At 67.4% G+C, this 25918-nt stretch carries 27 protein-coding genes and 1 tRNA gene; 17 read left to right on the forward strand and 11 right to left on the reverse strand.

The window, feature by feature from the left end; translation table 11 throughout:
• The first annotated feature begins 58 nt into the window (after positions 1-58).
• Positions 59-523 (forward strand): hypothetical protein, encoded by a 465-nt coding sequence (locus C1922_RS01345; protein WP_108748140.1) that lies wholly within the window; start codon positions 59-61, stop codon positions 521-523.
• A 96-nt stretch (positions 524-619) separates the two neighbouring features.
• Positions 620-1096 carry a hypothetical protein gene (locus C1922_RS01350; protein WP_234413430.1) on the forward strand — a complete coding sequence of 159 codons (477 nt, stop codon included), beginning with the start codon at positions 620-622 and terminating at the stop codon, positions 1094-1096.
• A gap of 68 nt (positions 1097-1164) precedes the next feature.
• Here the strand turns inward: C1922_RS01350 and C1922_RS20600 are convergent, their stop codons facing one another.
• From C1922_RS20600 to C1922_RS01360, 3 genes are all read right to left on the reverse strand, one after another.
• Positions 1165-1509 (reverse strand): XVIPCD domain-containing protein, encoded by a 345-nt coding sequence (locus C1922_RS20600; protein ID WP_234413431.1) that lies wholly within the window; start codon positions 1507-1509, stop codon positions 1165-1167.
• 137 nt (positions 1510-1646) lie between these two features.
• Complete coding sequence (locus C1922_RS20605; protein WP_234413433.1) at positions 1647-1772, reverse strand: peptidoglycan-binding domain-containing protein; 126 nt, start codon at positions 1770-1772, stop codon at positions 1647-1649.
• A 25-nt stretch (positions 1773-1797) separates the two neighbouring features.
• A complete protein-coding gene (locus tag C1922_RS01360; protein WP_108748142.1) occupies positions 1798-2217 on the reverse strand; it encodes a lysozyme inhibitor LprI family protein in 420 nt (139 codons plus the stop codon).
• Positions 2218-2462: 245 nt separating this feature from the next.
• Here C1922_RS01360 and C1922_RS01365 point away from each other — a divergent pair, with 245 nt between their 5' ends.
• From C1922_RS01365 to C1922_RS01375, 3 genes are read left to right on the forward strand one after another with little or no spacing between them, the layout of a single operon-like run.
• Entirely contained in the window at positions 2463-3284 is an 822-nt protein-coding gene (locus tag C1922_RS01365; RefSeq protein WP_325051582.1) for a lysozyme inhibitor LprI family protein, read from the forward strand.
• A 24-nt stretch (positions 3285-3308) separates the two neighbouring features.
• Complete coding sequence (locus C1922_RS01370; protein WP_108748144.1) at positions 3309-3908, forward strand: lysozyme inhibitor LprI family protein; 600 nt, start codon at positions 3309-3311, stop codon at positions 3906-3908.
• 41 nt (positions 3909-3949) lie between these two features.
• On the forward strand, positions 3950-6346 hold the full coding sequence (locus tag C1922_RS01375; RefSeq protein WP_108748145.1) for a peptidoglycan-binding domain-containing protein: 2397 nt from the start codon (positions 3950-3952) through the stop codon (positions 6344-6346).
• Positions 6347-6490: 144 nt separating this feature from the next.
• Here the strand turns inward: C1922_RS01375 and C1922_RS01380 are convergent, their stop codons facing one another.
• From C1922_RS01380 to C1922_RS20305, 3 genes are all read right to left on the reverse strand, one after another.
• A complete protein-coding gene (locus tag C1922_RS01380) occupies positions 6491-6856 on the reverse strand; it encodes an XVIPCD domain-containing protein (RefSeq protein WP_234413435.1) in 366 nt (121 codons plus the stop codon).
• A gap of 146 nt (positions 6857-7002) precedes the next feature.
• Positions 7003-7410, reverse strand: a complete 408-nt coding sequence (locus tag C1922_RS01385; protein ID WP_159091824.1) for a hypothetical protein — start codon at positions 7408-7410, stop codon at positions 7003-7005.
• A 414-nt stretch (positions 7411-7824) separates the two neighbouring features.
• Entirely contained in the window at positions 7825-7992 is a 168-nt protein-coding gene (locus C1922_RS20305) for a hypothetical protein (RefSeq protein ID WP_159091826.1), read from the reverse strand.
• 356 nt (positions 7993-8348) lie between these two features.
• Between C1922_RS20305 and dusA the strand changes: the two genes are divergently transcribed.
• The 4 genes from dusA (at position 8349) to C1922_RS01405 (ending at position 12136) form a co-directional block, all read left to right on the forward strand.
• Positions 8349-9344: a tRNA dihydrouridine(20/20a) synthase DusA gene (dusA, locus tag C1922_RS01390; RefSeq protein ID WP_108748147.1), complete on the forward strand. Its 996-nt coding sequence runs from the start codon at positions 8349-8351 to the stop codon at positions 9342-9344.
• Between the two features lie 212 nt (positions 9345-9556).
• Positions 9557-9931, forward strand: coding sequence for a hypothetical protein (locus C1922_RS01395; RefSeq protein WP_108748148.1), 375 nt, complete (start codon positions 9557-9559; stop codon positions 9929-9931).
• A gap of 71 nt (positions 9932-10002) precedes the next feature.
• A complete protein-coding gene (locus tag C1922_RS01400; protein WP_053520384.1) occupies positions 10003-10686 on the forward strand; it encodes a response regulator transcription factor in 684 nt (227 codons plus the stop codon).
• 25 nt (positions 10687-10711) lie between these two features.
• A complete protein-coding gene (locus C1922_RS01405) occupies positions 10712-12136 on the forward strand; it encodes a sensor histidine kinase (RefSeq protein ID WP_108751444.1) in 1425 nt (474 codons plus the stop codon).
• A 36-nt stretch (positions 12137-12172) separates the two neighbouring features.
• Here the strand turns inward: C1922_RS01405 and C1922_RS01410 are convergent, their stop codons facing one another.
• Positions 12173-12919 (reverse strand): M90 family metallopeptidase, encoded by a 747-nt coding sequence (locus C1922_RS01410; protein WP_108748149.1) that lies wholly within the window; start codon positions 12917-12919, stop codon positions 12173-12175.
• Between the two features lie 8 nt (positions 12920-12927).
• Positions 12928-13203 (reverse strand): hypothetical protein, encoded by a 276-nt coding sequence (locus tag C1922_RS01415; RefSeq protein WP_108748150.1) that lies wholly within the window; start codon positions 13201-13203, stop codon positions 12928-12930.
• 131 nt (positions 13204-13334) lie between these two features.
• On the opposite strand from C1922_RS01415, the gene birA reads away from it, so the two are divergent.
• The 4 genes from birA (at position 13335) to C1922_RS01435 (ending at position 16020) form a co-directional block, all read left to right on the forward strand.
• The gene (birA, locus tag C1922_RS01420; protein ID WP_108748151.1) at positions 13335-14300 is read left to right on the forward strand and encodes a bifunctional biotin--[acetyl-CoA-carboxylase] ligase/biotin operon repressor BirA; all 966 of its coding nucleotides are present in this window, start codon (positions 13335-13337) and stop codon (positions 14298-14300) included.
• Complete coding sequence (locus C1922_RS01425) at positions 14297-15028, forward strand: type III pantothenate kinase (RefSeq protein ID WP_108748152.1); 732 nt, start codon at positions 14297-14299, stop codon at positions 15026-15028. The genes birA and C1922_RS01425 overlap by 4 nt, the downstream gene beginning before the upstream one ends.
• Positions 15029-15037: 9 nt before the next feature.
• Entirely contained in the window at positions 15038-15892 is an 855-nt protein-coding gene (locus tag C1922_RS01430) for an SPOR domain-containing protein (protein WP_108748153.1), read from the forward strand.
• 52 nt (positions 15893-15944) lie between these two features.
• Positions 15945-16020: transfer RNA gene (locus tag C1922_RS01435), tRNA-Thr, on the forward strand.
• Between the two features lie 79 nt (positions 16021-16099).
• On the opposite strand, the gene C1922_RS20310 is transcribed toward C1922_RS01435, so the two are convergent.
• Complete coding sequence (locus C1922_RS20310; RefSeq protein ID WP_159091828.1) at positions 16100-16888, reverse strand: hypothetical protein; 789 nt, start codon at positions 16886-16888, stop codon at positions 16100-16102.
• A gap of 206 nt (positions 16889-17094) precedes the next feature.
• Positions 17095-18099 carry a PHB depolymerase family esterase gene (locus C1922_RS01440; protein ID WP_108748154.1) on the reverse strand — a complete coding sequence of 335 codons (1005 nt, stop codon included), beginning with the start codon at positions 18097-18099 and terminating at the stop codon, positions 17095-17097.
• A 192-nt stretch (positions 18100-18291) separates the two neighbouring features.
• Here C1922_RS01440 and C1922_RS01445 point away from each other — a divergent pair, with 192 nt between their 5' ends.
• The 4 genes from C1922_RS01445 to C1922_RS01460 are packed head-to-tail and all read left to right on the forward strand — an operon-like array spanning position 18292 to position 25216.
• Entirely contained in the window at positions 18292-20466 is a 2175-nt protein-coding gene (locus C1922_RS01445) for a TonB-dependent receptor (RefSeq protein WP_108748155.1), read from the forward strand.
• Positions 20467-20477: 11 nt separating this feature from the next.
• Complete coding sequence (locus C1922_RS01450; protein WP_108748156.1) at positions 20478-21356, forward strand: alpha/beta hydrolase; 879 nt, start codon at positions 20478-20480, stop codon at positions 21354-21356.
• Positions 21353-21835 (forward strand): MaoC/PaaZ C-terminal domain-containing protein, encoded by a 483-nt coding sequence (locus C1922_RS01455; RefSeq protein ID WP_108748157.1) that lies wholly within the window; start codon positions 21353-21355, stop codon positions 21833-21835. Before C1922_RS01450 ends, C1922_RS01455 begins: the two co-directional genes overlap by 4 nt.
• Before the next feature lie 45 nt (positions 21836-21880).
• On the forward strand, positions 21881-25216 hold the full coding sequence (locus C1922_RS01460) for a PAS-domain containing protein (protein ID WP_108748158.1): 3336 nt from the start codon (positions 21881-21883) through the stop codon (positions 25214-25216).
• A gap of 4 nt (positions 25217-25220) precedes the next feature.
• Here C1922_RS01460 and C1922_RS01465 read toward each other — a convergent pair whose 3' ends face one another.
• Positions 25221-25895: a response regulator transcription factor gene (locus C1922_RS01465; protein WP_108748159.1), complete on the reverse strand. Its 675-nt coding sequence runs from the start codon at positions 25893-25895 to the stop codon at positions 25221-25223.
• Positions 25896-25918: the final 23 nt, after the last annotated feature.

Raw genomic sequence — 25918 nt, forward strand, 5'->3', positions numbered from 1 at the left:
CGCCGTCGCCGCGGCCATGATCGGTCTGTGCCATCACGCACAGACTCAAGGACGACCCATGACTGCACGCAAGGCCTACGCTGGTTCGTTGCCGCTGCTGCTGGCCCTTGGCCTGGCCACACTGCCGGCCACGGTTGCCGCCGCGCCCGACGCCGCCACCACGACCACCATCGTCGAACACGTTTCCCACCATCGTGCGGGAACGCCCGAGGCGAAGGCGATCCTTGACTGGCTGGACCGTGTGCCCGACGCCAATCAGCGCATGATGGACCCGGAAACGCTGACCCTGCGCCAGCGCCAGGATGGGGCGACCTACACCGCACGGTGGGTGGAAGGCGCGCCGTTTCCGCTGCCCGCGTCGGGTGCGCCCGGCGAGCAGGTCACGCTGACCCATGAACGGCCGGGGGGCCAGGTCGAAACCTGGACCCTGCAGTGGGTGGCGACCGAGGGCGGCCGCTGGAAGCAGACCCACTACGAGTGGCACGGGCGGGGCGTCGGGCCCGCGCCCCAGCGGAAGCGCTGACCCCCGCATCCGCCCCCGAAGCAGTCGGGGAGATGCGTTTGCAAATTTTCTGATGGAGGAACGTGCGGGCCCAGCACACGCTTGGCCGGTGCAATCATGCACGCCATCAAGGAACGAGCAATGACCGCCTATAAAAAAGCAAAATACTTCTCTTCTGCGCTACTGGCACTTGGCTTGGCTGCAATGTCAGCAGTTGCAGGCGCGGCGCCTGCCTCCTTCGTGATCGAACAGGTTTCGCATTATCGTGCGGGCTCCAGCGAAGCGATGGCGATCGCACATTGGTTGGACAACATGCCTGATGCAGAACGCCGCGTAATGGATCTGGGTGTGCTGACCGTGAGCCATCGGAAAGTCGGTAATGGCGCCTTGGCAGTGTCGGCCGCAGCCCCGCCGGTCGCACTGCCGCCGGCGGGTGCACCCGGGGAGCGCTACACCATCACCAACGAACTCCCTGGCGGCTTCATTGAGACCTGGACCTTCCAGTGGGTGGCAGGTGATGGCGGCGGCTGGAAGCAGACGGACTATGAGCAGCACGCGCCAATTGTGGAGCCGGAACGCCCCCAGGAACTCTAACTGATAGAAGCCGGGTCGTTCTTCTGACCACCCGCATCCGCCCCGGGCAACCCCGGGGCGGGTGTTGCTCAGGCCATCATGGCCCGCGGGCCGTGCTGCTGGGTCTGCTGGTCGATCTTCTGCTGCTCGCGCTGCTGATCGCCTGCCTGCAGGGCACGCTCGCTGTTTTCCTGCACGCTCTGGCGCATGGCATCGGCGGTGGACACCGGTGCGGTGTTGCGGTTCAACGCGCTTTCGTCGTGCAGTGCATTGGCCTGCACGGCGCGGGCCATGGAACCATCCTGGTTCAGTTCCACCCGGTCCACCCGCCACAGGCCCGAACGTGCGGCCTCCACGGTCAGCGCGGCCGCCAGCTTTTCGCTGTGCTCGCCCGACGGCAGGCCACGCGCTTCCTCGGCGAACTTCACCTGCACCAGCGTCTCGGTGTACAGCCAGTTCTGCGGCTGCGCGGGTCGGACAACGGGTACACCGTCTCGCGAGTGGGCTCGGCGGCGCTGGCCTGGTCCGGGTTCGGGATTTGCCCTTGGCCCTGGCTCTGGCCCTGCGCACGCTACTGCACGTCGCTGGCCAGTGCCTGGCGGGTATCCGCGTCGGCAATGCCGGTGGCGGGCAGGCCCTGCTGCTGGAAGGTGGTGATCGCGTGGTGGCTGCCGGCCCCCCTTAGTTCCGTGTGCATCGGGGAGGGCGGGCCCTCCAACGGGTCAGTCCAGCAGTTGCAGATACTTCTGCAGCTGGTCGGCGCGTGCGCTCAGGCGCATCACATCGTCCAGTCCACTCTGCAGGTTGCCCACCTGCGAGTTGTCATACAGGGCAGTATCCAATTCGCTGTCGCGGCTGCGCGACTGCAGCCAGGCGCGCTGTGCGTTCACCAGTTTGATGCGGTTGTCGCCGATCAGGCGGGCCTGCAGCTGCGTGTAGGCCTGGTTCAAGCGCTGGTCCTGGCGGGTGCTTTCCGCCGACAGGCACGCCGCCTGTTCAATCGCACCCTGCGCGCTGTCGCGGCAGGCGGTAAAGGTGGGACTGAGGCCGCTGGGGGCTGGCGCCGCACTGGCTGTGCCGATGGCCAGGGCGGCCACCATCAGGGCGGCCAGGGGCGTGCGCATCCGCGTGTGCTGCTTCATCTGTTCTACGCATCCATTCCATGGGGAGCGCCGAACTATACCGGCTGGCCGGGGGCGGGTCGTCAACGCGGGACGATCGCCGCGATAGCTGCCCCTGGAACGGGGATGTGCGACCGCCTTCACGCAACATGAATCCAGTCAGGCACCGGCTGCTGGGGCTGCCTTAGCATGGCCGGGTGATGGGGCCGATGGACGGCCCCGCCTGGGGCGGCAGCTGCCGACCACTCGCAATGGAGGCGCACGTGATGCAGGCGATGGGCCACCTCATACCCCCTGCCGGCCGCCGCTGGGCGGCGTTGCTGCTGTGCACGGGCCTGGCCGCCTGCCAACCTGCTGCGCCTACGGCGTCGGCTGCAGCGACCGCGACGCCACCTGCTGTCCGTTATCCCGATGCGTCCTACAGCAAGGGGCGCCTGCGGCCGGCCTACTTCCGCTGCGTGGAAGGCGTGCAGGATGCAGGCACCCTGCAGACCTGTGGCAGGGAAGAACTGGCCTACCAGCAGAAACATCTGCAGGCGGCGACCGCCACCATCGTGGCGGGGTTGGATGACGGCGCCAGCGCGGCCTTCGCGGCCACCGAAGCGGCGTGGCGCCGCGATACCGACCGCTATTGCACCGCGTCCGCCAACGCCGCAGTGGATGCGCTGCTGGCCGCGCAGGAGTGCCGCCTGTCCCGCGTGGCTTACCGCGCCGATGCCCTGCTGGCGCACATCCGCTCACGCGATACCTCCTTCACCCAGGCCTCGCTGCGCCCGCAGTACACCCGCTGTGTGCAGGATGCGCGTGGCATGGATGACAAGCTCCAGGCGTGCGATGCCACCGAGTTCGCCTACCAGCAGGAACAGCTGGTCGCACAGGTGTCGCGGTTGATGGCCGGCCCGGACGGCCCGGCCAAGGACCGCTGGATGGATGAGCAGGCCTATTGGGCCAAAGACACCGACAATCGCTGCGCACCCATCAGTGACCATGTGGGTGCGCTGCTGGACGCGCAGTCGTGCCGCATCAATCGCTACGCCAACCGTGCTGTCGAGCTGCAGGCGCACACGCTGGCACCGGGTCTTCAGTGATCCGTTTTCAAGGAGATATGAGCAATGAAGGCAATGACGCTTTTCCCGTGCATCGGTCGCGCGCTGTCCGCCAATGCCGGTGCACTCGTGTTCGCCCTGGCCATCGGCACGGTCGTGGCTGCGTGCAAGGACACATCGGCGGATGCGGCCGTGCCGGCTGCCCCCGTGGCCGCGGCTGCGACAGGCAGCGCGCCCGGGCCGACCGCGCAGACGGCGCAGACGGCGCCCGCCGCGGCCACGGCGGCCGACGCCGATGATGATGACTTCCCGGCCGCGCGCCCGGATGACTCGTACAACAAGGCCACGCTGCGTCCGCAGTACACCGCCTGCGTGGATGCCTCCAACGGCGTGACGCCCGCGCTGCAGGCCTGCGGCGATGAGGAACTGCGCTACCAGGAAGACCGGTTGGCAGAGATCGTTGCAACGAAGGTGGCCAGCCCGGACAGCAAGGAAAAAGATGACTGGATGGACGCGCAGGCTGCGTGGTGGGCCGACACCAACCGCTACTGCACCTGGGATCCGCGCACCGAAGGCCAGGGCCAGATGCTGGACGCGCAGTCCTGCCGCATCAACCGCGTGGCCAACCGCGTGGACCAGTTGAACGCGGCTACCGATCACCCCTGAACCGAACCCATCGAACCGCCTAACGTAAGGAGAACTGCAGCATGGACGTAGTGACCGACGCAAAGAAGGCGATGGACGGCTGGCATCGCGGCCAGACCTCTGCAAGCTACGAAACCAGCAACCGTGGTCCCGGCTGGATTTCCTCCGGCAGGGGTGACCATGGCGGCGTGTCCTATGGCACCTACCAGTTCGCCAGCGCCGTGGGCGGGGTGGACGAATACCTGGCGGGTTCGCGCTACGGTGCCGAGTTCCGTGGCCTGGCGCCGGCCACCCAGGCCTTCAACGATCGCTGGAAAGAGGTCGCCGAGCGCGACAAGGGGGCCTTCGCCAGTGACCAGCACGACTTCATCCAGCACCAGTACTACGACAAGCAGCTGAGTCGCCTGAAGGACGCAGGCATGGATCTGCAGGGTCGTGGCCCGGCGGTGCAGGACGCGCTGTGGAGCACCTCGGTGCAGTACCGCAACATGACCCGCGGTGTGTTCGTCAACGGCCTGAAGGCGGCCTACGGCGACGATTACAAGCTGTCCGAGCTGAGCGACGAACAGATCGTACGCGCGGTGCAGGACTACAAGCACGACAACGTGCAAAGGCACTTCGAAAGCTCACCCACGCAATGGCCTGCGCTGCGCGAACGCACGCTCAATGAAAAGGCGGATCTGGTCGGGTTGGCGCGGTACGAGCAGGTCAACCGCCACCCGCAGGACTACCAGGGCAAGACCTACGAACAGGCGTTCGGTGAGCCGCTGCATCGCCCACGTGGCGGCCATGCCGCGCGCGCCGCAATGGCCGACGGCGTGCTGGTGCAGGGCGAGCGTGGGGCCGAAGTGCAGGCCCTGCAGCAGAAGCTGGCGCAGGCTGGCTACACCGGCAAGGACGGCAAGGCGCTGAACCCCGATGGCGATTTCGGCGGCAACACCGAACACGCGGTACGCCAGTTCCAGAAGGCGCACGGGCTTGAGGAAGATGGCAAGGCCGGTCGCGATACGCTGGCCGCGCTGGGCGCGGGTACGCAGACGCGTGCGCCGGCGGCCGAGCGCAGCCACGCGCAGGCACCGGCCCCAGCTGCCGCCGCCGTGGCTGCGGCCCCAGGTGGTGGCCGCATCACGGTGGTCGAGCCGTACGGCAATGTCACCAGCAATCGCACGCTGGACCACGGCATGAGCGGGGAGGCGGCCTATCGCCTGCTGAAGATCCACCATCCCAACACCAATGCCGAAGCCGTGCGTACCGGCGATGCCAGCAAGGCCGACCGGCAGTCGGGCATGGTGGAAGGCGAAATGGAGAACATCCGCACCAGCGGCGACAGGAACGGCATTCCGCTGGTGCGCAAGGACCTGATCCTGACCGACCGCCTGGCCAACCGCGACGTGATGATCCCCGCGCCGGTGGCCGGCTACGTGCAGTTCCTGAAGGATCCGACCAACGGCATCGCGATCTACAGCCACCCGGCCGGCGATCCGCGGCGCGAACTGGTTGGCCAGGTGCTGCACGGCGCGGTGGGGTCCTCGCCGTACAAGAACGGCGACTTCGTCGAGTACGGCGCGCCGCTGGTGAAGCAGTCGAACGCAGGCACCAAGGCCGTGCACGCGCACATCGAAGTGGAACCCGAGCAGTTCCGCCGCTATCTGGGCGACATGCTTAACGACCGCATCACGTTGGGCGGCAAGGTCCACGCGCAGGGGCCCGACGCCGCGCAGGCCGCACGCAGCGCAGCGCCGGCGCCGATGGCCGACGGCATGCTGGTGAAGGGCGAGCGCGGCGATGAGGTGAAGGCGCTGCAGGGCAAGCTGGCGGCGCTGGGCTACACCGCGGCCGACGGCAGGGCGCTGGGCGTGGATGGCATCTTCGGCAAGGACACCCTGGCGGCGGTGAAGCAGTTCCAGGCCAGCAACGGCCTGGACGACGACGGCAAGGCGGGCCGCCTGACCCTGGCCCGCTTGGCCGACCCGGCGGCGGTGAAGGCGGGGGCGCACGCCGCCACCGATCCGGCGCGCAGCGAACCGGCACGTACCGATCCTGCCGCTGCCCCGGCCGCGCCCAGCATGCGCGATGCTGGCCATGCCGAGAACCCGCGTTTCAGCCAGGCCCTGGAAAAGCTGCAGGCGCTGCAGCAGCAACGCGCGCAGGCCGGGCTGTGCCCGCTGTTTGGCAGCGCACAGGAGACCGAACGCGCCGCCGGCCAGTTGGCCTACGAGAGCAAGGTGGCCGGCATGCGCCAGATCGACCATGTGGTCGCGCGCCCCGATGGCAGCGGCCTGTTCGCGGTGCAGGGTGCATTGGGCGATCCGGCTGCACAGCGCGCCTTCGTGGACCGGCAGCAGGCCGTTTCCCAGTCGGTGGAAGCCAGCACCAGGCAAAGCGCGGAACTGGACAGCCAGTTCAACCAGCGCGTGCAGGACCAGCAGCAGGAGCAGGTGAAGGGGCGCGCGCAATAGGGCAGAGGGGCCCGCAACGAATGCTGGGCACGGCCGGCTGGCGCCGGCCGTTCGCCGCCACCGGCCTCTGCCGCGAACCAGGCTGCTGCCGTAATCGCAGAAAGCGGAAAAAGGGCGGCCATCTGCATGAGTGGTGGACTGCTCCTACCCCGTGCGCATCGCGGCTCGCGTCTGCTCTTGGGCGTGGTCTTGCTGGGCAATCTGGTGCTGTACCTGCGAAATCTGCTCTGCCTTGGCGAGCGACTGCTCCACGGGTGTGTTGATCGCTTCGCTGATCGCAACCGATGCGCGCTGATGTGCCGGGTTGTCGAGCTCGCCTTGCACGACGAACATGCGCTGCCCAGAGCCGTTGGTAGGCGGATTGCCCAGCACGACATGATCCACGCGTTCCAGGCCGTTGCTCTTGGCCGTTGCCAACAGACTGGCGGAGAGGCGTTCGCTGGTTGGATCAAACTCACGGCCGTGCTGCTGGTCGATGCCCGCAACGCCCTTGCGGATGGACTGCAGCATCTCTCGATCCCCTTCCATGGAAAGTGAGCTGGATGACGAATCAGGGGCGCACCGGGCTTCGTGTTCGTATGGATGCCCAGTACCACGCGCTCTTGGGGCTGCTTCTCTTGATCAGACATCCGTATCCTCCTGCGTGTGCGCGGTGATCAGGGATAGACCTGTTTCTCGCCGTCGGAATGCACAACGACCACACGTGATCCATCGTAGGGGAGGTGCACTTCCGCCTGCCACGTGTCATCCAGTGGGATCACCGATCTGGCCATGGGTTCGCAGGGGGCACCCACTGCGCAGCGTCCAATGACCACGCGCAAGGTGTCGCCGACGCGTTCATAATCCACGCCGCCGGAGTAGTGGCTGCTTTCAGGCCGGACCTTGTAACGCAGTGCGATCTCGGTTGCTGAGCGCGTTTGAACACTGATGGGCTCGACCATCGATTGCGGATAAACCGGATTCATCCTTGCTGCTGAGCATGCGGGAAGGATGATGACGACAAGAGCTGCCATTGCCATTGCCATTGCCTTGAATGCAGGTTGGCGTGGCTTGCTGGGTGACATGTCCACAACGAGTCTCTTGTGTCCATCCATGAGACACGATCTAACCATGTTGTGCATTTTTCGCGCAAGCAAAGACAAAATTCATTACGTCAAGGTGGATATGTCCGATTGCATCGGCCGCCGTTGCCCCATGACGGTGACCAGCGGTGATGGTGGTCATGACGAAGACGGAAAGTACAAAAAGAGATCTGCGCCGGCATCGGCGTACAGGGCAATTCCGTCAAGCAGCGCTGGCCCCGGCAGATACTGGATCTCGACCACCCTCAAGCAAAAAGCCACGACCGCCATGGCCGCCAGGCCGCGCAGGATCTGCAGCGAGTAGTACCGGTCCCGTTCTAAGCGATGCCCTCTTTCGGGGCGCGCATGCTACTGAGCTGGGCGGTGCGCTGAAGAGTCAGACGCGACACTGGGCACTCAAGCAATTGGCTCTACAGAGTCCTCGGGCGATTTCTCAGGTTGCAGTACCGCGTGGTGCAACGACTCGGGCCGCGCCTTGGCGACGGGGGCGGTGAGCAGCTTCACGCCCCTCATGCGGGCGGCCGGTTCCAGCAGCTCGGACAGGTAGCACAGCACTACGTTCATGGTTGCGGGCGAACAAGCAGGGATAATGACCCTTTGCCGGACATGTGGTCGCGGCCGATGCGCTGCCTGGCCGGGATGTGGCAAAGGCTCTCCTGCAGGCGCGTTCCCGCTCTACGCGGTCCGCCCAGGCCTTGGCGGCCGTCTTGGTAGGGAAGGTCCAGGTTTGGCCTTTGTGGCTCTTGCGGCGCACCATTGCGCGTCAGCGGCCTTTGCGGTTCTGCGGTGTCGCCATCGGTGTGCCAGCCCGTGTTGTGCCAGGGCGTACCTGACACACCAATGGTGCAGATGTACGGGAAAATACAGGAAATATCGGGAAATCTGAGGCGCTTCCGGGTGCTAGTATTGATGGTAAGCCTATGAAATCGTTGAATTTGAGTGATATTCGCCTGTCCGTTGCGCCCATGATGGATTGGACCGATCGCCATTGCCGCGTGTTCCACCGCGTGCTGGCGCCCGGCGCGCGGCTGTACACGGAAATGGTGCACGCCAACGCCGTCATCCACGGCGATCGCGAGCGCCTGCTCGGCTTCGACGGCAGCGAACAGCCGCTGGCCCTGCAGTTGGGCGGCAGCGATCCGGCCCTGCTGGCGCAGGCCGCGCGCATCGCCGCCGACTGGGGCTACGACGAAGTGAACCTCAACTGCGGCTGCCCGTCCGACCGCGTGCAGGCCGGCCGTTTCGGTGCCTGCCTGATGCGCGAACCGGAGCTGGTGGCCGAGTGCGTGGCGGCCATGGTCGCGGCGGTGGACATTCCGGTAACGGTGAAGTGCCGGCTGGGCGTGGACGAGGACAACGATTACGCGGTGTTCGCCGCGTTCGTCGATCGCCAGGTGCAGGCCGGCGCGGCGATGGTGGTGGTACACGCGCGCAACGCCTGGTTGAAGGGCCTTTCGCCGAAGGAAAACCGCGAAGTGCCGCCGCTGAAGTACGACTGGGCCTACCGCCTGAAGCAGGAGCGCCCGGCGCTGCCGGTGGTCATCAACGGCGGGCTGGCAACCGTGGACGCGGTGCAGGCCCAGGCCGTACACGTCGATGGCGTGATGCTGGGCCGCGCGGCCTACCACGACCCCTACCTGCTGCATCAGCTGGAGGCGCTGCACACCGGCGCGCCGCTGCGCCCGCGCGGCGAACTGTTGCGCGCGCTGCGCCCCTACGTGCAGGCACGCCTGGACGAAGGCCTGGCGTTGAAGCACATCACCCGCCACCTGCTGGGCCTGTTCCACGGCCAGCCCGGTGGCCGCGCGTTCCGCCAGGTGCTGAGCGAGGGCGCACACCGCCCCGGCGCCGACTGGGCGCTGATCGAGCAGGCGCTGGCGGTGACCGAGCGCGAGGCCGACCGCGCCGCAGCGTGATTGCAGTCACATTCCTGACTTGACAAGCGCAGTTGGTTCGTCCCGAATGTTCACTTAGATGAACGAAACGGAGGCGGTCCCGGAAAAGTTCAGACCGGATTCACTGCGCAAAACCAAGAATTTGCAAAAGATTTGTAAAGGTCGGGCCTGGCGCCCGATCCCCGGATTTACGACTTTTGAACAAATTGCCGTGCTCGGCTAGGATCGCTTCGATGTCTTCCGCTCCCTTCCACCGCCGTTTTGCCCTGGCCACCTTCGTGGTGCTGGCTGCTGCGCCGCTGTCTTCGGCGCTGGCACAACAGCCGCCGCGCGGCGACCAGGGCCGGGCGGAGATGATGGACCGCAGCGACCGCGGTGGCCGCGGCGACGAACGCTCGTTGTCCGACGCCGTGCGCCGGGTGCAGCGCACCACCGGCGGTCACATCCTGGGCGCCGAGCGGGTGCCGTTCGATGGTCGTGACATCAACCGGGTGAAATACATGGACGACCGGGGTCGGGTCCGCTACATGGACGACCCCGCCCCGGCACGTTCACAGCCGCGCACGCCGCGGTCGGATATGTCATCACTACGCGGCGATAACCCCTGAACAGGGATAGTTGCCGCATCACCCCGTACCCACAGGCCTGCGGGCCACACCCAGCACACTAGGGAGAGTTCATGCGTATCCTTCTGGTCGAAGACGAAGCCCCGCTGCGTGAGACCCTGGCAGCCCGGCTCAAGCGCGAAGGTTTTGCCGTCGATGCAGCACAGGACGGCGAAGAAGGCCTCTACATGGGCCGCGAAGTGCCGTTCGACGTCGGCATCATCGACCTGGGCCTGCCCAAGATGTCGGGCATGGAGCTGATCAAGGCCCTGCGCGATGAAGGCAAGAAGTTCCCGGTCCTGATCCTGACCGCCCGTTCCAGCTGGCAGGACAAGGTTGAAGGCCTGAAGCAGGGCGCCGACGATTACCTGGTAAAGCCGTTCCACGTGGAAGAGCTGCTGGCCCGCGTCAACGCGCTGCTGCGCCGCGCCGCTGGCTGGAGCAAGCCCACCCTGGAATGCGGCCCGGTGGCCCTGGACCTGGCGGCACAGACGGTCAGCGTGAGCGGCAGCAACGTGGACCTGACCAGCTACGAGTACAAGGTGCTGGAATACCTGATGATGCATGCCGGTGAACTGGTCTCCAAGGCCGACCTCACCGAACACATCTACCAGCAGGATTTCGACCGCGACTCCAACGTGCTGGAAGTGTTCATCGGCCGCCTGCGCAAGAAGCTGGACCCGGACGGCGAACTGAAGCCGATCGAGACCGTGCGCGGCCGCGGCTACCGTTTCGCGATTCCGCGCAACGAGGGCTGAGCCGGCTCACCCTGGCGATAGCATGATGTCCGGCCGTCTGTGGTTCTTCCGACGCTGGCGGCCGCGCTCACTGCAGGCGCGCCAGACGTTTGCCGCGTCCGTGGGCCTGGTCGCCTTCCTGGCCCTGGCCGGTTACGCGCTCGACGCCGCCTTCGCCGACACGGCGAAGGCGAACCTGCGTGAGCGCCTGAAGAACTACGCCACCGCGTATGCGGCCGGCATCGACTTCACCCGCGACCGCTCGCTGTACATCCGCGAACAGCCGCCGGATCCGCGCTTCGACGTGCCCGGCAGTGGTCTGTACCTGCAGGTGGTGATGCCCGACGGCAAGGGCAATTCCATGTCCGCCGAAGGCCCGATGCTGCCCACCGTGGGCGGTGGCCTGCTGGCACCGCGCCAGGAAGTGTTCGAAGGCCCGCTGCCGATGATCCAGATCGATGGCAGCCAGGGCTCGGTGTACCGCTATGGCCTGGGCCTGGTGTGGGACGCCGACGCCGACCCGGCCACCGAATTCCCGTACACCATCTACGTGATGGAAGACTCGCGCGCCCTGGGTGCGCAGCTGCGCGTGTTCCGCAGCCGGGTCTGGTTCTACCTGGGCGGCATCGGCCTGATCCTGCTGCTGCTGCAGACGGTCATCCTGCAGTGGAGCCTGCGCCCGTTGCGGCGGGTGATCACCGAGCTGACCAAGGTGCAGCGCGGCGAAACCGAGCGCATGAGCGAGCGCCACCCGCGCGAACTGGAACCGCTGACCGACAGCATCAACGCCTTCATTGAAAGCGAGCGCGAGAACCTGGAGCGCCAGCGCAATACCCTGGCCGACCTGGCGCACAGCCTGAAGACGCCCATTGCGGTGCTGCGCACGCAGATGGACAGCGGTGCCGGCGATGGCGCCCTGCGCGAGGAACTGGACGTGCAGCTGCAGCGCATGAACAACCTGGTGTCGTACCAGCTTGCGCGTGCGGCTTCGTCGGGCCACAAGCTGTTCTCTGCGCCGCTGCCGATCGAACCCAACGCCGAAGAAATCGTGCGTGGCCTGGAAAAGGTCTACGCCGCCAAGGGCGTGCTGTGCGAATTCGACATCGACCCGGCAGCGCGCTTCCATGGCGAACCGGGCGACCTGCAGGAACTGCTGGGCAATCTGCTGGAAAACGCCTTCAAGTGGGCCAAGCGCCGCGTGCTGCTGACCGCCCAGCCGTTGCCGGCGCCGAACGCGCGCCGCGCCGGCCTGCTGCTGGCGGTGGACGACGATGGCCCCGGCATCGCCCCGGATGACATCGGCAAGGTGCTGCAGCGTGGCGTGCGCGGCGATGAGCGCGTGCAGGGCCACGGTATCGGCCTGTCGATCGTGCAGGACCTGATCAAGGATTACCGCGGCGAACTGCTGGTGGCCCGTTCCAGCGAACTGGGCGGCGCCCGCTTCGAAGTGCGCCTGCCGCCGGGCCCGTGATCCCCGCCGCCGGGCCATGCCCGGCGAACACATGATTCACCCGACCATCGCCGGCGGCGCGCCATACAACCGCCGCAGATGCGCGGCGACCTCGGGCAGCGCCTCGGCCAGCAGATCCGGCGCGGAAAAATGGTACTCACTGGCCACCGCGAAGAACTCTTCCGGGGCCTCGGCCGCGTACGGGTCGATCAGTGTTTCCACCCCCGCATCCACCTGCATGCAGAAGGCATCGTAGGCCTGCTGGAACGTGGCCGCCCATTCGCGCTGCCAGTCGCGCGGCAGGGGCGGCGTGCCATCCATCGCCCCGTCCAGCGCGTCCAGCTTGTGCACCATCTCGTGCACGGCCACGCAGAAGCCGTCGTGCGGCGCGGCCAGGTCGGCCTGCACATCGGCCCACGACAGGATCAGCGGACCGCTGTCCCAGGCTTCGCCAATCAGCTCGTCATCCCATTCGTGCAGCACGCCAGCCGCATCCATGTGGCTGCGGTGCACGCGGAACGCATCGGGGTAGATGATCAGCTGCGACCAGCCCTGCAGCCCCACGTCGCCAAATTCCAGCAGCGGCAGGCAGCACAGCGCCGCCAGCAACACGCCGTCGGCCACCTGCAGTTGCAGCCCGCCCACCGGGGTCAGGGTCTTTTCATGCAGGAAGCGCGTGGCCAGTACACGCAGGCGCAGGCGCCGCGCATCATCCAGACCGCGCAGCCATGCCGCGCGCTGGCAGGCATCATCCCAATGGGCATCTTCGATCGGCCGCGGCGTCGGCCGCAGCCACTGCAACAACGACCTGATCAGCGGAACATGCCCGGCAGGTAACTGTGCCACTTCGGTGCACGGATGCGCGGCAGCACATCGTCATCGCCGCCACCGCCGGTGGTGGTGCTGGCCGCAGGGCGTACCGGCGCCGGCTTGGCCGCTGCGCTGGTGGGGGCGGCGCTGGGCGCGCGCTGCGAAGCGGCATCCCCGGCCGAATACACACAGGCACCCCGGCTGTCATCGAGCGCTGCCGTTGCAGACGCCGCGAAGGGCATCGTCAGCAGGATCAGGCAATGGGCATAACGGCGCATTGACGACATCCACGTTAAGGGGAGGTGAGTTCCCGATCATAGCCCGAACCCGGCCCCGCCGTGGAAGCCCCCCGGCGGGCGCCTGCCCGGCCTTTCCCGCATAATTCCTGCCTGACCTGACGGAAACTGCCGTGGACGATCGCCAACTGCTGGCCAAACTCGCTGCCGGTCGCCTGTCCGGCGATGCCCTGGCCCGTGAGCTGGGCCAGACCCGGGCCGCCATTTGGAAGCGGATTCAAGGACTTAGGGCCGCTGGTGTGGATATCCAGGGGCGCGCGGGCGAGGGCTACGGCCTGACCCGGGCGCTCGAGCTGCTCGACCCCCAAGCCATCCGCAGCCGCCTGCCCGCCGACGCCCAGGCCCTGCTGCACGATCTGCAGGTGGCCTGGACGGTGGACTCCACCAACGCCGAATTGCTGCGCTGCAGCGCGCCACTGCGCGGGGTCAGCGTGCTGCTGGCCGAGCGCCAGACCGGTGGCCGCGGCCGTCGTGGCCGCAGCTGGGCCTCGCCGCTGGCCGCCCACGTCTACCTGTCGGTGCTGCGCCTGTTCGAAGGCGGCCTGGGCCGTCTGGCCGGGTTGAGCCTGGTGGCCGGCGTGGCCGTGGCCGAAGCGCTGCACGATCTGGGCTTCGCCCAGGCCCAGCTGAAGTGGCCCAACGACGTGCTGGTGCACGGCCGCAAGCTGGTCGGCCTGCTGGCCGAAGGCGGTGGCGAGTACGCCGGCCCGGCACGCGCGGTCATCGGCATCGGCATCAACGTGCATATGCCGCCTGCCTTCGGTGACGAGATCACCCAGCCGTGGGTGGACCTGGATACGCTGGCCGGAACCGTGGTGGACCGCAACCAAGTGGTGGCCGCTGTACTGGCGCGCCTGCTGCCGGCGCTGGAAACCTTCGACCGCGACGGCCTGGCGCCGTTCCTGCCGCGCTATGCCGCGCTGGACATGCTGGCCGGCCAGGAAGTGCGTGTGGAACTGGATGGCCAATGGCAGTACGGCACCGCCATGGGCCTGGCCGACGATGGCGCCCTGCGCGTGCGCATCGATGGCCGCGAGCGCCTGCTGCACGCCGGCGAAGTCAGCGTGAGGGCGGCATGAGCGATTGGTTGTTCGATCTGGGCAATTCGCGTTTCAAGTTCGCGCCGCTGCAGGGCAACCGTGCCGGCGATGTGCAGGCCTGGGCGCACGGTGCCGAAGGCATGGCCGCGCAACCCGAGCACAGCCTGCCCAGCGGCCGCGTCGCCTTCGTTGCCAGCGTGGCCGCACCGTCGCTCACCGCCGCGATGCTGGACCAGCTGCAGCGCCGCTTCGATGAGGTGCGCGTGGTGCGTACCAGCGCCGAATGCGCGGGCGTGCGCATTGCCTATGCAAAGCCGGAAAAGTTTGGCGTGGATCGCTTCCTGGCCCTGCTGGCGGCGGCCACCGCGCAACGGCCGGTGCTGGTGGTCGGCGTAGGCACCGCACTCACCCTGGACCTGTTGGATGGCAACGGCCAGCACCACGGTGGCCGTATTTCCGCATCGCCCACCACCATGCGCGAAGCCCTGCATGCGCGGGCCGTGCAGTTGCCAGCCACGGGCGGCGACTACAGCGAATTCGCCAACGACACCGCCGATGCGCTGGCGTCGGGCTGCGATGGCGCAGCGGTTGCGCTTATCGAACGCAGTGCGCAGCAGGCACAGGCGCTGCTGGGCACGCCGCCCGCGCTGCTGGTGCATGGCGGCGGCGCACCGGCACTGATGCCGTTGCTGCCGGGCGCCGACTACCACCCGTCGCTGGTGCTCGATGGTCTGGCCCGCTGGGCGGTGCACCCGGCCGCAGGCTAGTATCGGCGCATGCTGACCCGTGCCCTGATTGTCGTACTGGCCATCCTCAACCTGGGGGTCGCCAGCTGGTGGCTGCTGCGAACCGAGCCCACGCGCGCACCTGCGGCAACGCCGCCCAGCGGCGTGGCCGAACTGCGCTGGCTGCCCGGCGGCACCGACGCGGTGGCCGTGGCACAGAACGCTGCCGCGCCGACCGAAGCACTGGTAGCGCGCGAAGCCGCGCCGGGCGCCGCGCTGGCGCCTGCCGACGCACCGGCTGCTGCGCCCACGCTCACGCCCACCGCCACGCCGCAGCCCACCGCCGCCGCGCCGGTGGCCGCCGTGGCCAAGCCCGCCACACCGACCCCGCCGGTCGCCGAAACCCCCGCGCTGGAAAAGCCTGCGCCTGAAACGCCGGCCGCGCCGCCGCGCTGCATCGCGCTGGGGCCGTTTGCCGACCGCGCCGCCGCCGTAGCCGCGCAGGGCCGCGCCGGCTCCCTGCTGGCGCCGGTCCGCCTGCGCGAGCAGCCGGCCGCCAGCGGCAGTGCCCGTTACCGCGTACTGCTGCCAGCCGCGGCCAGCCGCGATGATGCACAGGCCACGGTCAAGCGCATCGTCGCCGCCGGGTTGAGCGACTACTACATCATTGGCCAGGGCGAGGAGGCCAACGCCATTGCCCTGGGCCAGTACCGCAACCGCGAAGGCGCCGAACGGCGTATGGCTGCCGTGCAGGCCGCCGGCTTCCAGCCGCGCCTGGTCGCCAGCGGCGAAGCCGGGCAGTGGTGGCTGGAAGGGCAGTTGGCCAGTGGCAGCGAGCCGGGCCAGGTGCAGCAGCGCAGCGGCGCCGCGCAGCAACGGTCGCTGGAATGTGCGCGGTTGCGCTAGAATCGGGTCCCGGCCGCGCCAGGCGCGGTCGGCGCAGCACGCAGCACCCCATGCCGCTTTAGCTCAGTTGGTAGAGCAACTGTCTTGTAAACAGTAGGTCATCCGTTCGATTCGGATAAGCGGCACCATCTGGGGTTGTCCATGCGCCCCGGAAGCGGGGACAGCAAGCAGAGCCAGCGCAGTGCGCTGGCTTTTCCGTATCCAGGCCTACTGCAGCCGAATCAGCTCGCTTCCAATCTGCTGACACCGTTGCAGCATCGACTCGCCGGATGGCGTGCCAAGCCGGATGGTACCGTTCACCAGCAACGGATAGGTCTCAAGCCGCACACGATAGGCCTGCTGCGACGAGATGCGTACTGCCCGATCACCTGAAGCAAGCGGGGCTCCGGGCAAGCTCTCTTCCTTGATGAGCCCGTTGATCTTGAGTTGGGCACATAGCCCTGCGTAATAGGCGCTTCTTTCGTCGCGCGCTCGGGGATGCTTCGTCGCGACTCCCAATGCATGAAGGCTCTCATGCGCAACCAGGTCAACCAGGTTCGCGAAGGCTTGTTGTTGATCGCCGTAGACGTGTGATGCAAGTGCAAGTGTCCTACCTGTCGCAAAGCGGCCAAGCGATCTTGTCCGTATCGCCCCTGCAGTGCCTTCTGGCACGAGCAGGATCCGATAGCTGTTGGAGGCTGCCGGTATCCATGCCTCGGCCAAGGCCGCCGCCGCATCGATCCGTGAACAGACATCTTCAGCAGCGATCCCAAGCCCATCCGCGATCTGCAGGCTGATACGCCGCTCAGTGTTTGCACAGAGGTGGACATGAGTGGTGCCTACGTTGGTTCGACCAGGCAGTAAGGAAGCTGTGTGGAAGTAGCGAAGAGGGCCGATAGGTACCGAAAAAACTTCGGTGTAACCCGATGATGCAACGCCCTTGGGCAGTGTGGTGGTCGCGCAGCCTGCAATACCCATGGCGCAGACACCAATCAAGAAGATTGCGATTCTGTGCATTCCATCTCCACATGAAAGCGGGGACTGACGTCTCCGCTCCAGTCAATCAACCGGTACTGCCCATCCATGTACCTGTGCGGCGATCACTGATTGAGACCGTCGCGCCCAGTCAACCGGAAGATAACAGCGTGTCCGGCTGATGCCCACCGCTCTGGTGGGGTGTGCGGTCTGTTCGATTCGAACAAGCGGCACCACTAGCAGCCTCATCAACGCTGCTGATCCCTCAGGAACAACCACGTAATCAGCGTCGCATCCGGTCCCTGCGGATCGGTGAACGGCAGCCCCGAGGTGCTGCCGCTCCACGCATGCCCCATGCCCTGCACCAGGTAGTGCTGCACCAGCGTGCGGCCGCCGTACTGGTAGCTGTGGACCGTATAGGCATGGCCGCCCGGTACCTGCCCATTGAAGATGCTGGTTGGCGTGGTGCCCACCGAATCGTTGTCCAGACCGTCGTCGGCCAGATCGTTGGTCTGCAGGAACTGGCGGACCGCCTGCTGCCCGTTCACCGGGTTCACTGTGGTATCGGCGCTGCCATGGAACACCAGCACCGGCAGCGGTCGTGGCGAGGGCGATCCCGAACACTGCCAGGCCAGCCGCCCGTTGCTGTCAGGTGAATGGATGCTGCCGGCCAGCAGCGCATAGGCACTGCCCGATACCGTGGTCGCGCCCTTGTACATGCCGCCAGCATGCACCGCACCGGCGGCGAACACATCCGAATAGCAGGCCAGCATGATCGAGGTCATCGCTCCGCCGGCGGAAATGCCGGTCACATACACCCGTCGCGGGTCGACGCTGTAAGCGGATTTCACCGCGCCCACAATGCCGGCCAGGATCGACGCCTCGCCGCTGCCGCGCGCCTGGTTCACTGGCAACTGCCAGTTCCAGCAGCGCCCGCCATTGGCGGTCACGTTCTGCCGCGGGTACACCACGATGAAGCCCTCGCTGTCGGCCACCTCGTTGAAGCCTGACGCCTCGCCCATCAGGTTGGGCCCGGTCACGCAGCCGTGCAGCACCAGCAGCACGGGCAGCGGCTGGCTGGCCTGGTAGCCGGCCGGCACCCACACCTGGTATTCGCGGCCGCCGAACAGGTTGCCATACACACCGGCATCCCAATGACCCTCGGCGCCCGCCGCCGTAGCGCTTGCGCCCATGGCCAGGCACAGGCACAACGCCCGCCCTGCCGCTCTGATTGAATCGATGACAGCGTTCATGCCAGCTCCTGGTGCGTGCGCGATGGCCGCCGGTGACGGCGCGCCCAGTATCCCGATCCTGCCTGGGCTGCCGACTGGACCTAGGTCCACTCGCCGGGCCCCGGCCGCGCCGCTAGCCTTGGCACGATGGGCGGCGTGGGCCACCCGCGTGGCACTGGGGAGGAGCGGATGAAACGGAATTGTTTGAGCCTGATGATCGGCGCGCTGGTGGTGTCCGGGCCGGTACTGGCCCAGCAGGCGGCAGAGCCTGCGCCCAGCGCAGGCAAGGCGGCCACGGCCACCAACCTGGACAGCATCATGGTCACCGCGCGCAAGCGCGAAGAGACCCTGCAGGAAGTGCCGGTGGCCGTCACCGCGTTCACCTCCGAAGCGCTGGACAAGATGAACGTGCAGGACATCAGCGATCTGGACGCGCAGGTGCCCAACCTGACCATCTACGCGGCGCGAGGCGCCAGCAGCACGGTCACTGCCTACATCCGCGGCGTTGGCCAGTCCGATCCCACCTGGGGCGCCGATCCGGGCGTGGGCATCTACCTGGACGATGTCTACATCGCGCGCCCGCAGGGTGCGCTGCTGGACGTGTTCGACGTCTCGCGCATTGAGGTGCTGCGCGGCCCGCAGGGCACGCTGTACGGCAAGAACACCATCGGCGGTGCGATCAAGTACATCTCGCGCGGCCTGCCCACCCAGACCGAAGGCTTCGCACAGATCACCGTTGGCAACTACAGCCAGCTGGACGCCAAGGCGGCCATCGGCGGCCCGATCGGTGGCGCCGACAGCGGCCTGCGTGCGCGCGTGGCGGTGGCCAGCATGAACCAGGATGGTTTCGGCGAAAACACGTTCAACGGCCAGCCGGTCAGCGACAAGCAGATCAACGCGGCGCGCTTCAACCTGGGCGCTTATGCTGGCGATGATTTCGATGTGCAGTTCGCGCTGGACTGGATCGATGATAAATCCGGCATGCGCGGTTCGAAGATGCTGGCGCCCAACCCGTTCCTGCCGGCGTTCCAGCCGATGGACAGCCGCTACGACATCCGCTCGGGCATGCGCAACCTCAACAACGTGGAAAGCAAGGGTGCATCAGCCACGGTGAACTGGCGGCCCAACGAGGACATCGCGCTGAAATATGTAGTGGCCAAGCGCGAATCGGATAGCGATGGCAACGTCGATTTCGATACCACGCCGGTGAAGCTGGCCGACGTGAGCGGTACCTACCACGACGACCAGATCAGCAACGAACTGCAGTTGAACTACGATGCCGGCGGCCGCGTGCGCGGCGTGGTCGGCCTGTACCAGTTCAGTGGCGAAGCCGGTGGCCAGATCCAGAACAACTATTTCAGCGCGCAATTCGCCGATAACCAGGGCAAAGTGCTGACCGACAGCATCGCCCTGTACGCCGACTGGACCTTCGACCTGACCCACAAGCTGAAGCTTGACCTGGGCGCACGCTACACCGACGAGGACAAGCGGGCGATCGTGCTCAACCGCCTGTATGCCGACCCCGGCTTCAGCCGGCCGGTGGCGGTCACCGCCGACTTCAACAAGAAGACCAACTTCAGCAACGTCTCGCCCAAGGTCTCGCTGGATTACCAGATCACCCCGGACGTGATGGTGTATGGCCTGGCCACGCGCGGCTTCAAATCCGGCGGCTACAACATCCGCGCCAATGCGGTGGCGGTGCCACGCTCGGCCGAGCCGTTCGACGATGAAACCGTGGACAGTTTCGAGATCGGCAGCAAGATGGGCTTCTTCGACCAGCGCCTGTTCCTGAACCTGTCGGCGTTCCACAACAAGTACAAGGATATCCAGCTGTCGGTGTTCACCGGCATCGACACCAATGGCGACGGCGTGGCCGATGGCTTCTTCGGCGACTTCACCAACGCCGGCAAGGGCACGGTGAACGGCCTGGAAATCGAGTACCAGTACCTGCCCACCCAGCACTGGCTGATTTCCGGCAACCTGGCCTGGCTGGACACCAAGTACGACGAGTACATGGACCGCGGCGTCAACGTGGCCGACCAGATGAAGTTCACCAACGCTCCGGATTTCTCCGGCGCGGTGAACGTGGAATACCGCACCGATCTGGCCAACGGCGGCAATTTGTCCGCACGGGTGACCTACAGCTACCAGAGCGAGGTGTGGCCGACCACCGACCTGAGCCCGGTGATCCGCCAGGACGGCTACGGGCTGGTCAATGCCGGTGTCATCTGGCGGCTGGATGATGCCTGGACGTTCTCGCTGCAGGGCACCAACCTGACCGACAAGGAATACCGCACCACCGGCTACAACATTCCGGCGGTCGGTACGCTCATTGGCTTCTACGGCCCGCCGCGGCAGTACAGTCTGAGCGTCCGTTACGATTTCTAGGAGTGAACTGCATGACGCCGTCTTACCAGGATCTGTACTGGAACAGTGACGATGGCCTGCGCCTGCACGCGCGCGACCATGCACCGGCAAGCGGGGCCGCGCCACGCGGCACCGTGGTCTGCATTCCAGGCCTGACCCGCAACGCGGCCGACTTCGATGCGCTGGCCGCCTCGTTGTCGGCGGTCGGCTGGCGCGTGCTGGCGGTGGATCTGCGCGGGCGCGCCGGTTCGCAGCGCGCTGCCGACCCGGCCAGCTACAACGCGCGCACCTACGCCGATGACATGGTGGCGCTGCTGCGCACGCAGGGCATCGACAAAGCGGTGTTCATCGGCACCTCGCTGGGCGTGCTGGTCACCCTTACCCTGGCCTCGCGCGCACCGCAGCGCGTGGCAGCAGCCGTACTGAACGATGCTGGCCCGAAGGTGCCACGCGAAGCGCTGGCGCGGATCGGCAAGTACGCCGGCAAGCCAGTGCCTGCGATGGACCTGGCCCAGGCCACCGCGTACGTGGAATCGATCGGCAAGGCCGCGTTCCCGCGCTACGGCAGCGAAGATTGGCGGGCGATGGCGCAGCGCACCTTCCGCGCGCGTGAGGACGGCCTGCTGGAACTGGACTACGACCCGGCGGTGATCCGTACCACGCGGCCGTGGCTGCTGTGGCTGCTGCGCCCGGTGCTGTGGCGGGCGGTACGTGGGCTGACGTCGCGCGTGCCGGTGCTGGTGGTGCGCGGCGCGCTGTCGGACATCCTGCCAGCCGACGTGGCGCGGCAGATGGTGGCCACCTCCGACCAGGCCCGCCTGGTGGAAGTGCCGGCGGTCGGCCACGCACCGATGTTGAACGAGCCCGAGGCGCGCGATGCGATCCTGGCTCTGCTGGAGCGTGTGCGGTGACCACCGCCCATGCCGAGGCATTGCCGGTGGCCCTGCAGGACCTGTGGCGCTGGGCGGCCAGCGAGCGCCTGGGCCCGCGCAGGCGCATCGAGCAGGCCCGCATTGATGCCTTCGCCGATGCCACCGGCGACCACAACTGGATCCACGTCGATCCGCAGCGCGCCCGCAGCGACCTGCCGGGTGGGCAGACCATCGCCCATGGCTTCCTGTTGCTGGCGTTGACCGTGGAAGACGATGTGGCCGCGCTGGCCGGCTTTGCCGGCATCGCCCACGTGCTGAACTACGGCTTGAACAAGGTGCGCTTCCTGGCCCCGGTGCCCAGCGCCAGCGAGGTGCAGGTGCGATCGCGCCTGGTCAGCCTGGAACCGCGCCAGCCCGGCCAGTGGCTGCTGACCCAGCACAAGACCGTGGAAGTGGTAACGGGCGGGCAGGTGGCCGTGGTGGCCGAACAGCTGTCGCTGGTGGTGGTCGCCGCCTAGCGCGGGCCGCTGCACGGCGGCACGGGTTCTCTCTACACTGGAGCGATGTTGACGCCCTCGATCGTCCTGGTGGCCTGCATCGCGTGGACCGTGCTGCTGTTTGGCGTCGCTCTGTGGGGCGAACGCAAGGGGCACCGCCTGGCGCGAGCGTGGCCGGTCATCTACGCGTTGTCGCTGGCGGTGCACTGCACTGCGTGGACCTATTACGGTGCGGCATCGCAGGGCGTGCAGTGGGGCTTCCCGGTGCCGCCCACGCTGATCGGCATGGCGCTGATCTTTGCCTTCGGCCTGCCGTTCCTGCTGCGCTTGGGACGGCTGGCCAAGCAGCACAACAGTGCCACCCTGGCCGACCTGGTGGTGGCGCGCCTGCGCAGTGACCAGGGGCTGGCCATCACCATCACCGTGGTGGCGCTGTTCGGCATCATTCCCTACATCGCGCTGCAGCTCAAAGCGGTCAGCCAGGGCCTGGGCGCTTTGCTGGGCGATCACTTCGCCGCCAATGGCTGGCGGCTGGACATGTCGTTCTGGTTCGCCCTGACCATGGCCGCGTTTACCCTGCTGTTCGGCGCGCGCAAGGCTTCGGCCACCGAACACAACCGCGGCATCGTGGTGGCGCTGGGGCTGGAATCGGTGCTGAAGCTGGTGGCGCTGCTGGCCATCGGCCTGTATGCCGCGCTGTCGGTGCAGCAGTCCGGCACGCCGCTGCTGCAGAAGATGGTCACCCTGCCGCCGCCGGCGGTCATCCCCGATTTCCTGACCATGGTGCTGCTGGGCGCGCTGGCCGCGTTCACCCTGCCGCACCAGTTCCACGTGGGCGTGGTCGAGCTGCGCCAGTCGTCCGACCTGAAGACGGCACGCTGGCTGTTCCCGCTGTATCTGCTGCTGATCGGCCTGCCGTCGGTGCCGATGGCGCTGTATGGCGCGGTGCAGTTGCCGCCGTCGGTCTCGCCAGACCTGTACGTGCTGGGCCTGCCACTGGCCGGTGGCCACCCTCTGCTGGCCCTGGTGGCGTATCTGGGCAGCCTGAGCGCGGCCACCGGCATGATGATCCTGTCCGGCCTGACCCTGTCGATCATGCTGGGCAACCACGGTGTGGGGTCGCGCCTGCTGGGTGGCATGCAGGGCGGCGACGCCGGTGCCGACCTGCGCCCGCGCGTGCTGGCCCTGCGCCGCGCCGGCATCGTCGCGGTGTTCCTGATGTCCTGGCTGTACAGCCGGGCGATGAGCGATACCGAAGCGCTCAGCGATTTCGGCCTGATGTCCTTCACCGCACTCTCGCAACTGGCACCGGCGGTCCTGCTGGCGGTGTACCGCCCGCGTACCCCGGCACCGGCCATCATGGCCGGCATCGTGGTGGGCTCGCTGGTGTGGCTGTGGCTGGTGCTGCTGCCGATGGTGGTGCCGGCGCCGCAGCCGGGTGCCGACGGCGAGGGTCTGCACTGGCTGGCCCTGCTGTCGGTGCGCCTGCAGCCGGGGCACATCGCCATCAGCATGTGCGCCAGCCTGGCCGCGAACCTGGTGGCGATCGTGCTGGTGGCGCGCGCGGTGCGCCCCTCACTGCCGCAGCAGCGCAATGCGGTGGCGGCGGCCACCATGCGCCGCACCGCCGGGCGCTTCCTGGGCCAGGAACGTGCGCGGCAGCTGATGGAAGGGCATGCCGGGCAGATGCTGGAAGGCGAACGGGTGACCGCCATCGAGCGCGAACTGACTGCCGTGGTCGGCGCCGGCATGGCGCGGCTGCTTGTGGAAGCGGCCCGTGACGGCGGCGCGGCGCCCCTGGAAGCGGTCACCCGCGCCGTGGGCGAGGCGACCCAGGCGCTGCGTTTCAACCAGCGCCTGCTGGAAGCCGCGCTGGAAAACATGAGCCAGGGCATCAGCGTGGTCGATGCGCAGTTGCAGCTGGTGGCGTGGAACAGCCGCTACGCCGCGCTGTTCCGCTTCCCGCCGGAACTGCTGCAGGTGGGCCGGCCGGTGGTGGACCTGACCGCGTGGGCGCTGGACCAGCTGCAGATCGGCCAGCGTGCCGGCAACAGCCCCGACCACGCGCTGCAGCGCCGCGTGGCCCACATGCGGCGCGGCACCCCGCATCTGTCCGAGCGCATCTTCCCGGACAACACCATTGTCGAAATCCGTGGCAACCCGATGCCCGGCGGTGGTTACGTGGCCACCTTCACCGACGTCACCGCCTTCCGCCGCGCCGAGGATGCGCTCAAGCGCAGCAATGAAACCCTGGAGCGGCGGGTGCAGGACCGCACCGCGCGGCTGGAACAGGCGGTACACGAGGCCGAACGGGCCAACGTGGCCAAGACGCGTTTCCTGACCGCTGTGGGCCACGACCTGATCCAACCGTTGCACGCGGCCCAGCTGCTGGCCGATGCCATGTCCCAGCACATCGATTCGGAATTCCTCGGCAGCTTCCTGCGCCAGATCCGTGGGGCGCTCGATTCCACCGACGATCTGCTGTCGGGCCTGCTGGACATCTCGCGCTTGGAAGCCGGTGGGCTGGTGCCCGACCCGCGCCCGTTCGCGCTGGCCACCGTGCTGGACCCGCTGGCGCAGGAATTCGCCGTGCTGGCCGCCGCGCGTGGCCTGCAGTTCCGCTACGTGCGCACGGCGGCCTGGGTCCACAGCGATCCGCTGCTGCTGCGGCGGGTGCTGCAGAACTTCCTGGCCAATGCGATCCGCTACACCCGCCAGGGGGGGGTGTTGCTGGGCGTGCGCCGTCGCGGCCCGGCCCTGCTGATCGGGGTGCATGACAGCGGCCCCGGCATCGCCCCGGAACAGCAGTCCATCGTGTTCGAGGAATTCCACCGCGGCGACCGCAGCAACGGCCAGGGATTGGGCCTGGGTCTGACCATCGCCCACCGAATCGCCCACCTGCTGCATGCACCGTTGCAGTTGCACAGCGTGCTCGATCGCGGCGCTGCGTTCTCCATCAGCGTGGCGCGCGCCACACCGCCGGTGGTCCAGCGCCCGCAGGCCGCCAGCGGCGGCAGCAGTGCCATCAAGGGCACCCGTGTGCTGGTGGTCGACAACGATCCCGACGCGCTGCAGGCCATGCAACAGATGCTGCTGGCCTGGGGCTGCGATGTGGTGGCCGTTGCCGATGCGGGCGCCGTGGGCGGCGCCGCGGCCGATGCCGCGCTATGGCTGTTCGACTACCACCTGGACGCCGGCGATACCGGGGTGGCGCTGTGGCAGCGGCTGGTGGCCGCGCATGGTGCGCGGCCGACCGTGGTGCTCAGCGCCGATACCGGCAGCGAGGTGCGCGAGGCGGTGCGAGCGGTAGGGCTGTCACTGCTCAACAAACCTTTCAAGCCGCTGGCCCTGCGCTGGGCGATCAACCACCTGCTGGCCACGGCCACCACCGTGGGGGACTAGCGCCTCAGGCGTCCTGGGTGTCTTCAATCTGCCGTGCGGGATCGGTCAGGCCCATTTCGTGCAGCACGCGGATCGCCTGCGCGCGGTTGCGCACGCCCAGCCGCTCCATGATGCGGGTCATGTGCGCTTTCACCGTGCGCAGCTGCACCCCCAGACGGTCGGCAATCTGCTTGTTCAACAGGCCCTCGGCCACCAGGCTCAGGACCTTGTACTGGTGCGCCGACAGGCTGGACAGGCGCGCGGCCAGGTCGGCGTCCTTGTTGAACGGCGTGACCCGCGCCACCGCTTCGCGCAGCAACGCTGGGATCCAGCGCTCGCCTTCCAGCACGGTCTGCAGCGCGTGCTGCAGGTCGTTCAAGCCGGAACTCTTGGGCAGGTAGCCGGCGGCGCCCAGATCGATCGCGCGGCGGATCACGTGCGGTTCTTCGTTGGCCGACACGATGATGATCGCCAGCCCTGGCTGCAGCGCGCGGATGGTGGCCAGCCCGGCCAGGCCGTGGTTGCCCGGCATGTGCAGGTCCAGCAGCATCAGGTCGATCGGCTGGCTTTCCAGCGCTTCCAGCACGGTTTCCAGCGAATCGGCCTCGCTGATCTGCAGGTCGGCCACGGCGTCCTCGGCCGCGCGGTGCAGGGCGGCGCGGAACAAGGGGTGGTCGTCGGCGATCAGCAGGCTGGGCATGTTCCGGCGAGGTTAGCAAAACC

It is taken from the genome of Stenotrophomonas sp. ZAC14D2_NAIMI4_7, from assembly GCF_003086675.1.
Lineage (GTDB): Bacteria > Pseudomonadota > Gammaproteobacteria > Xanthomonadales > Xanthomonadaceae > Stenotrophomonas.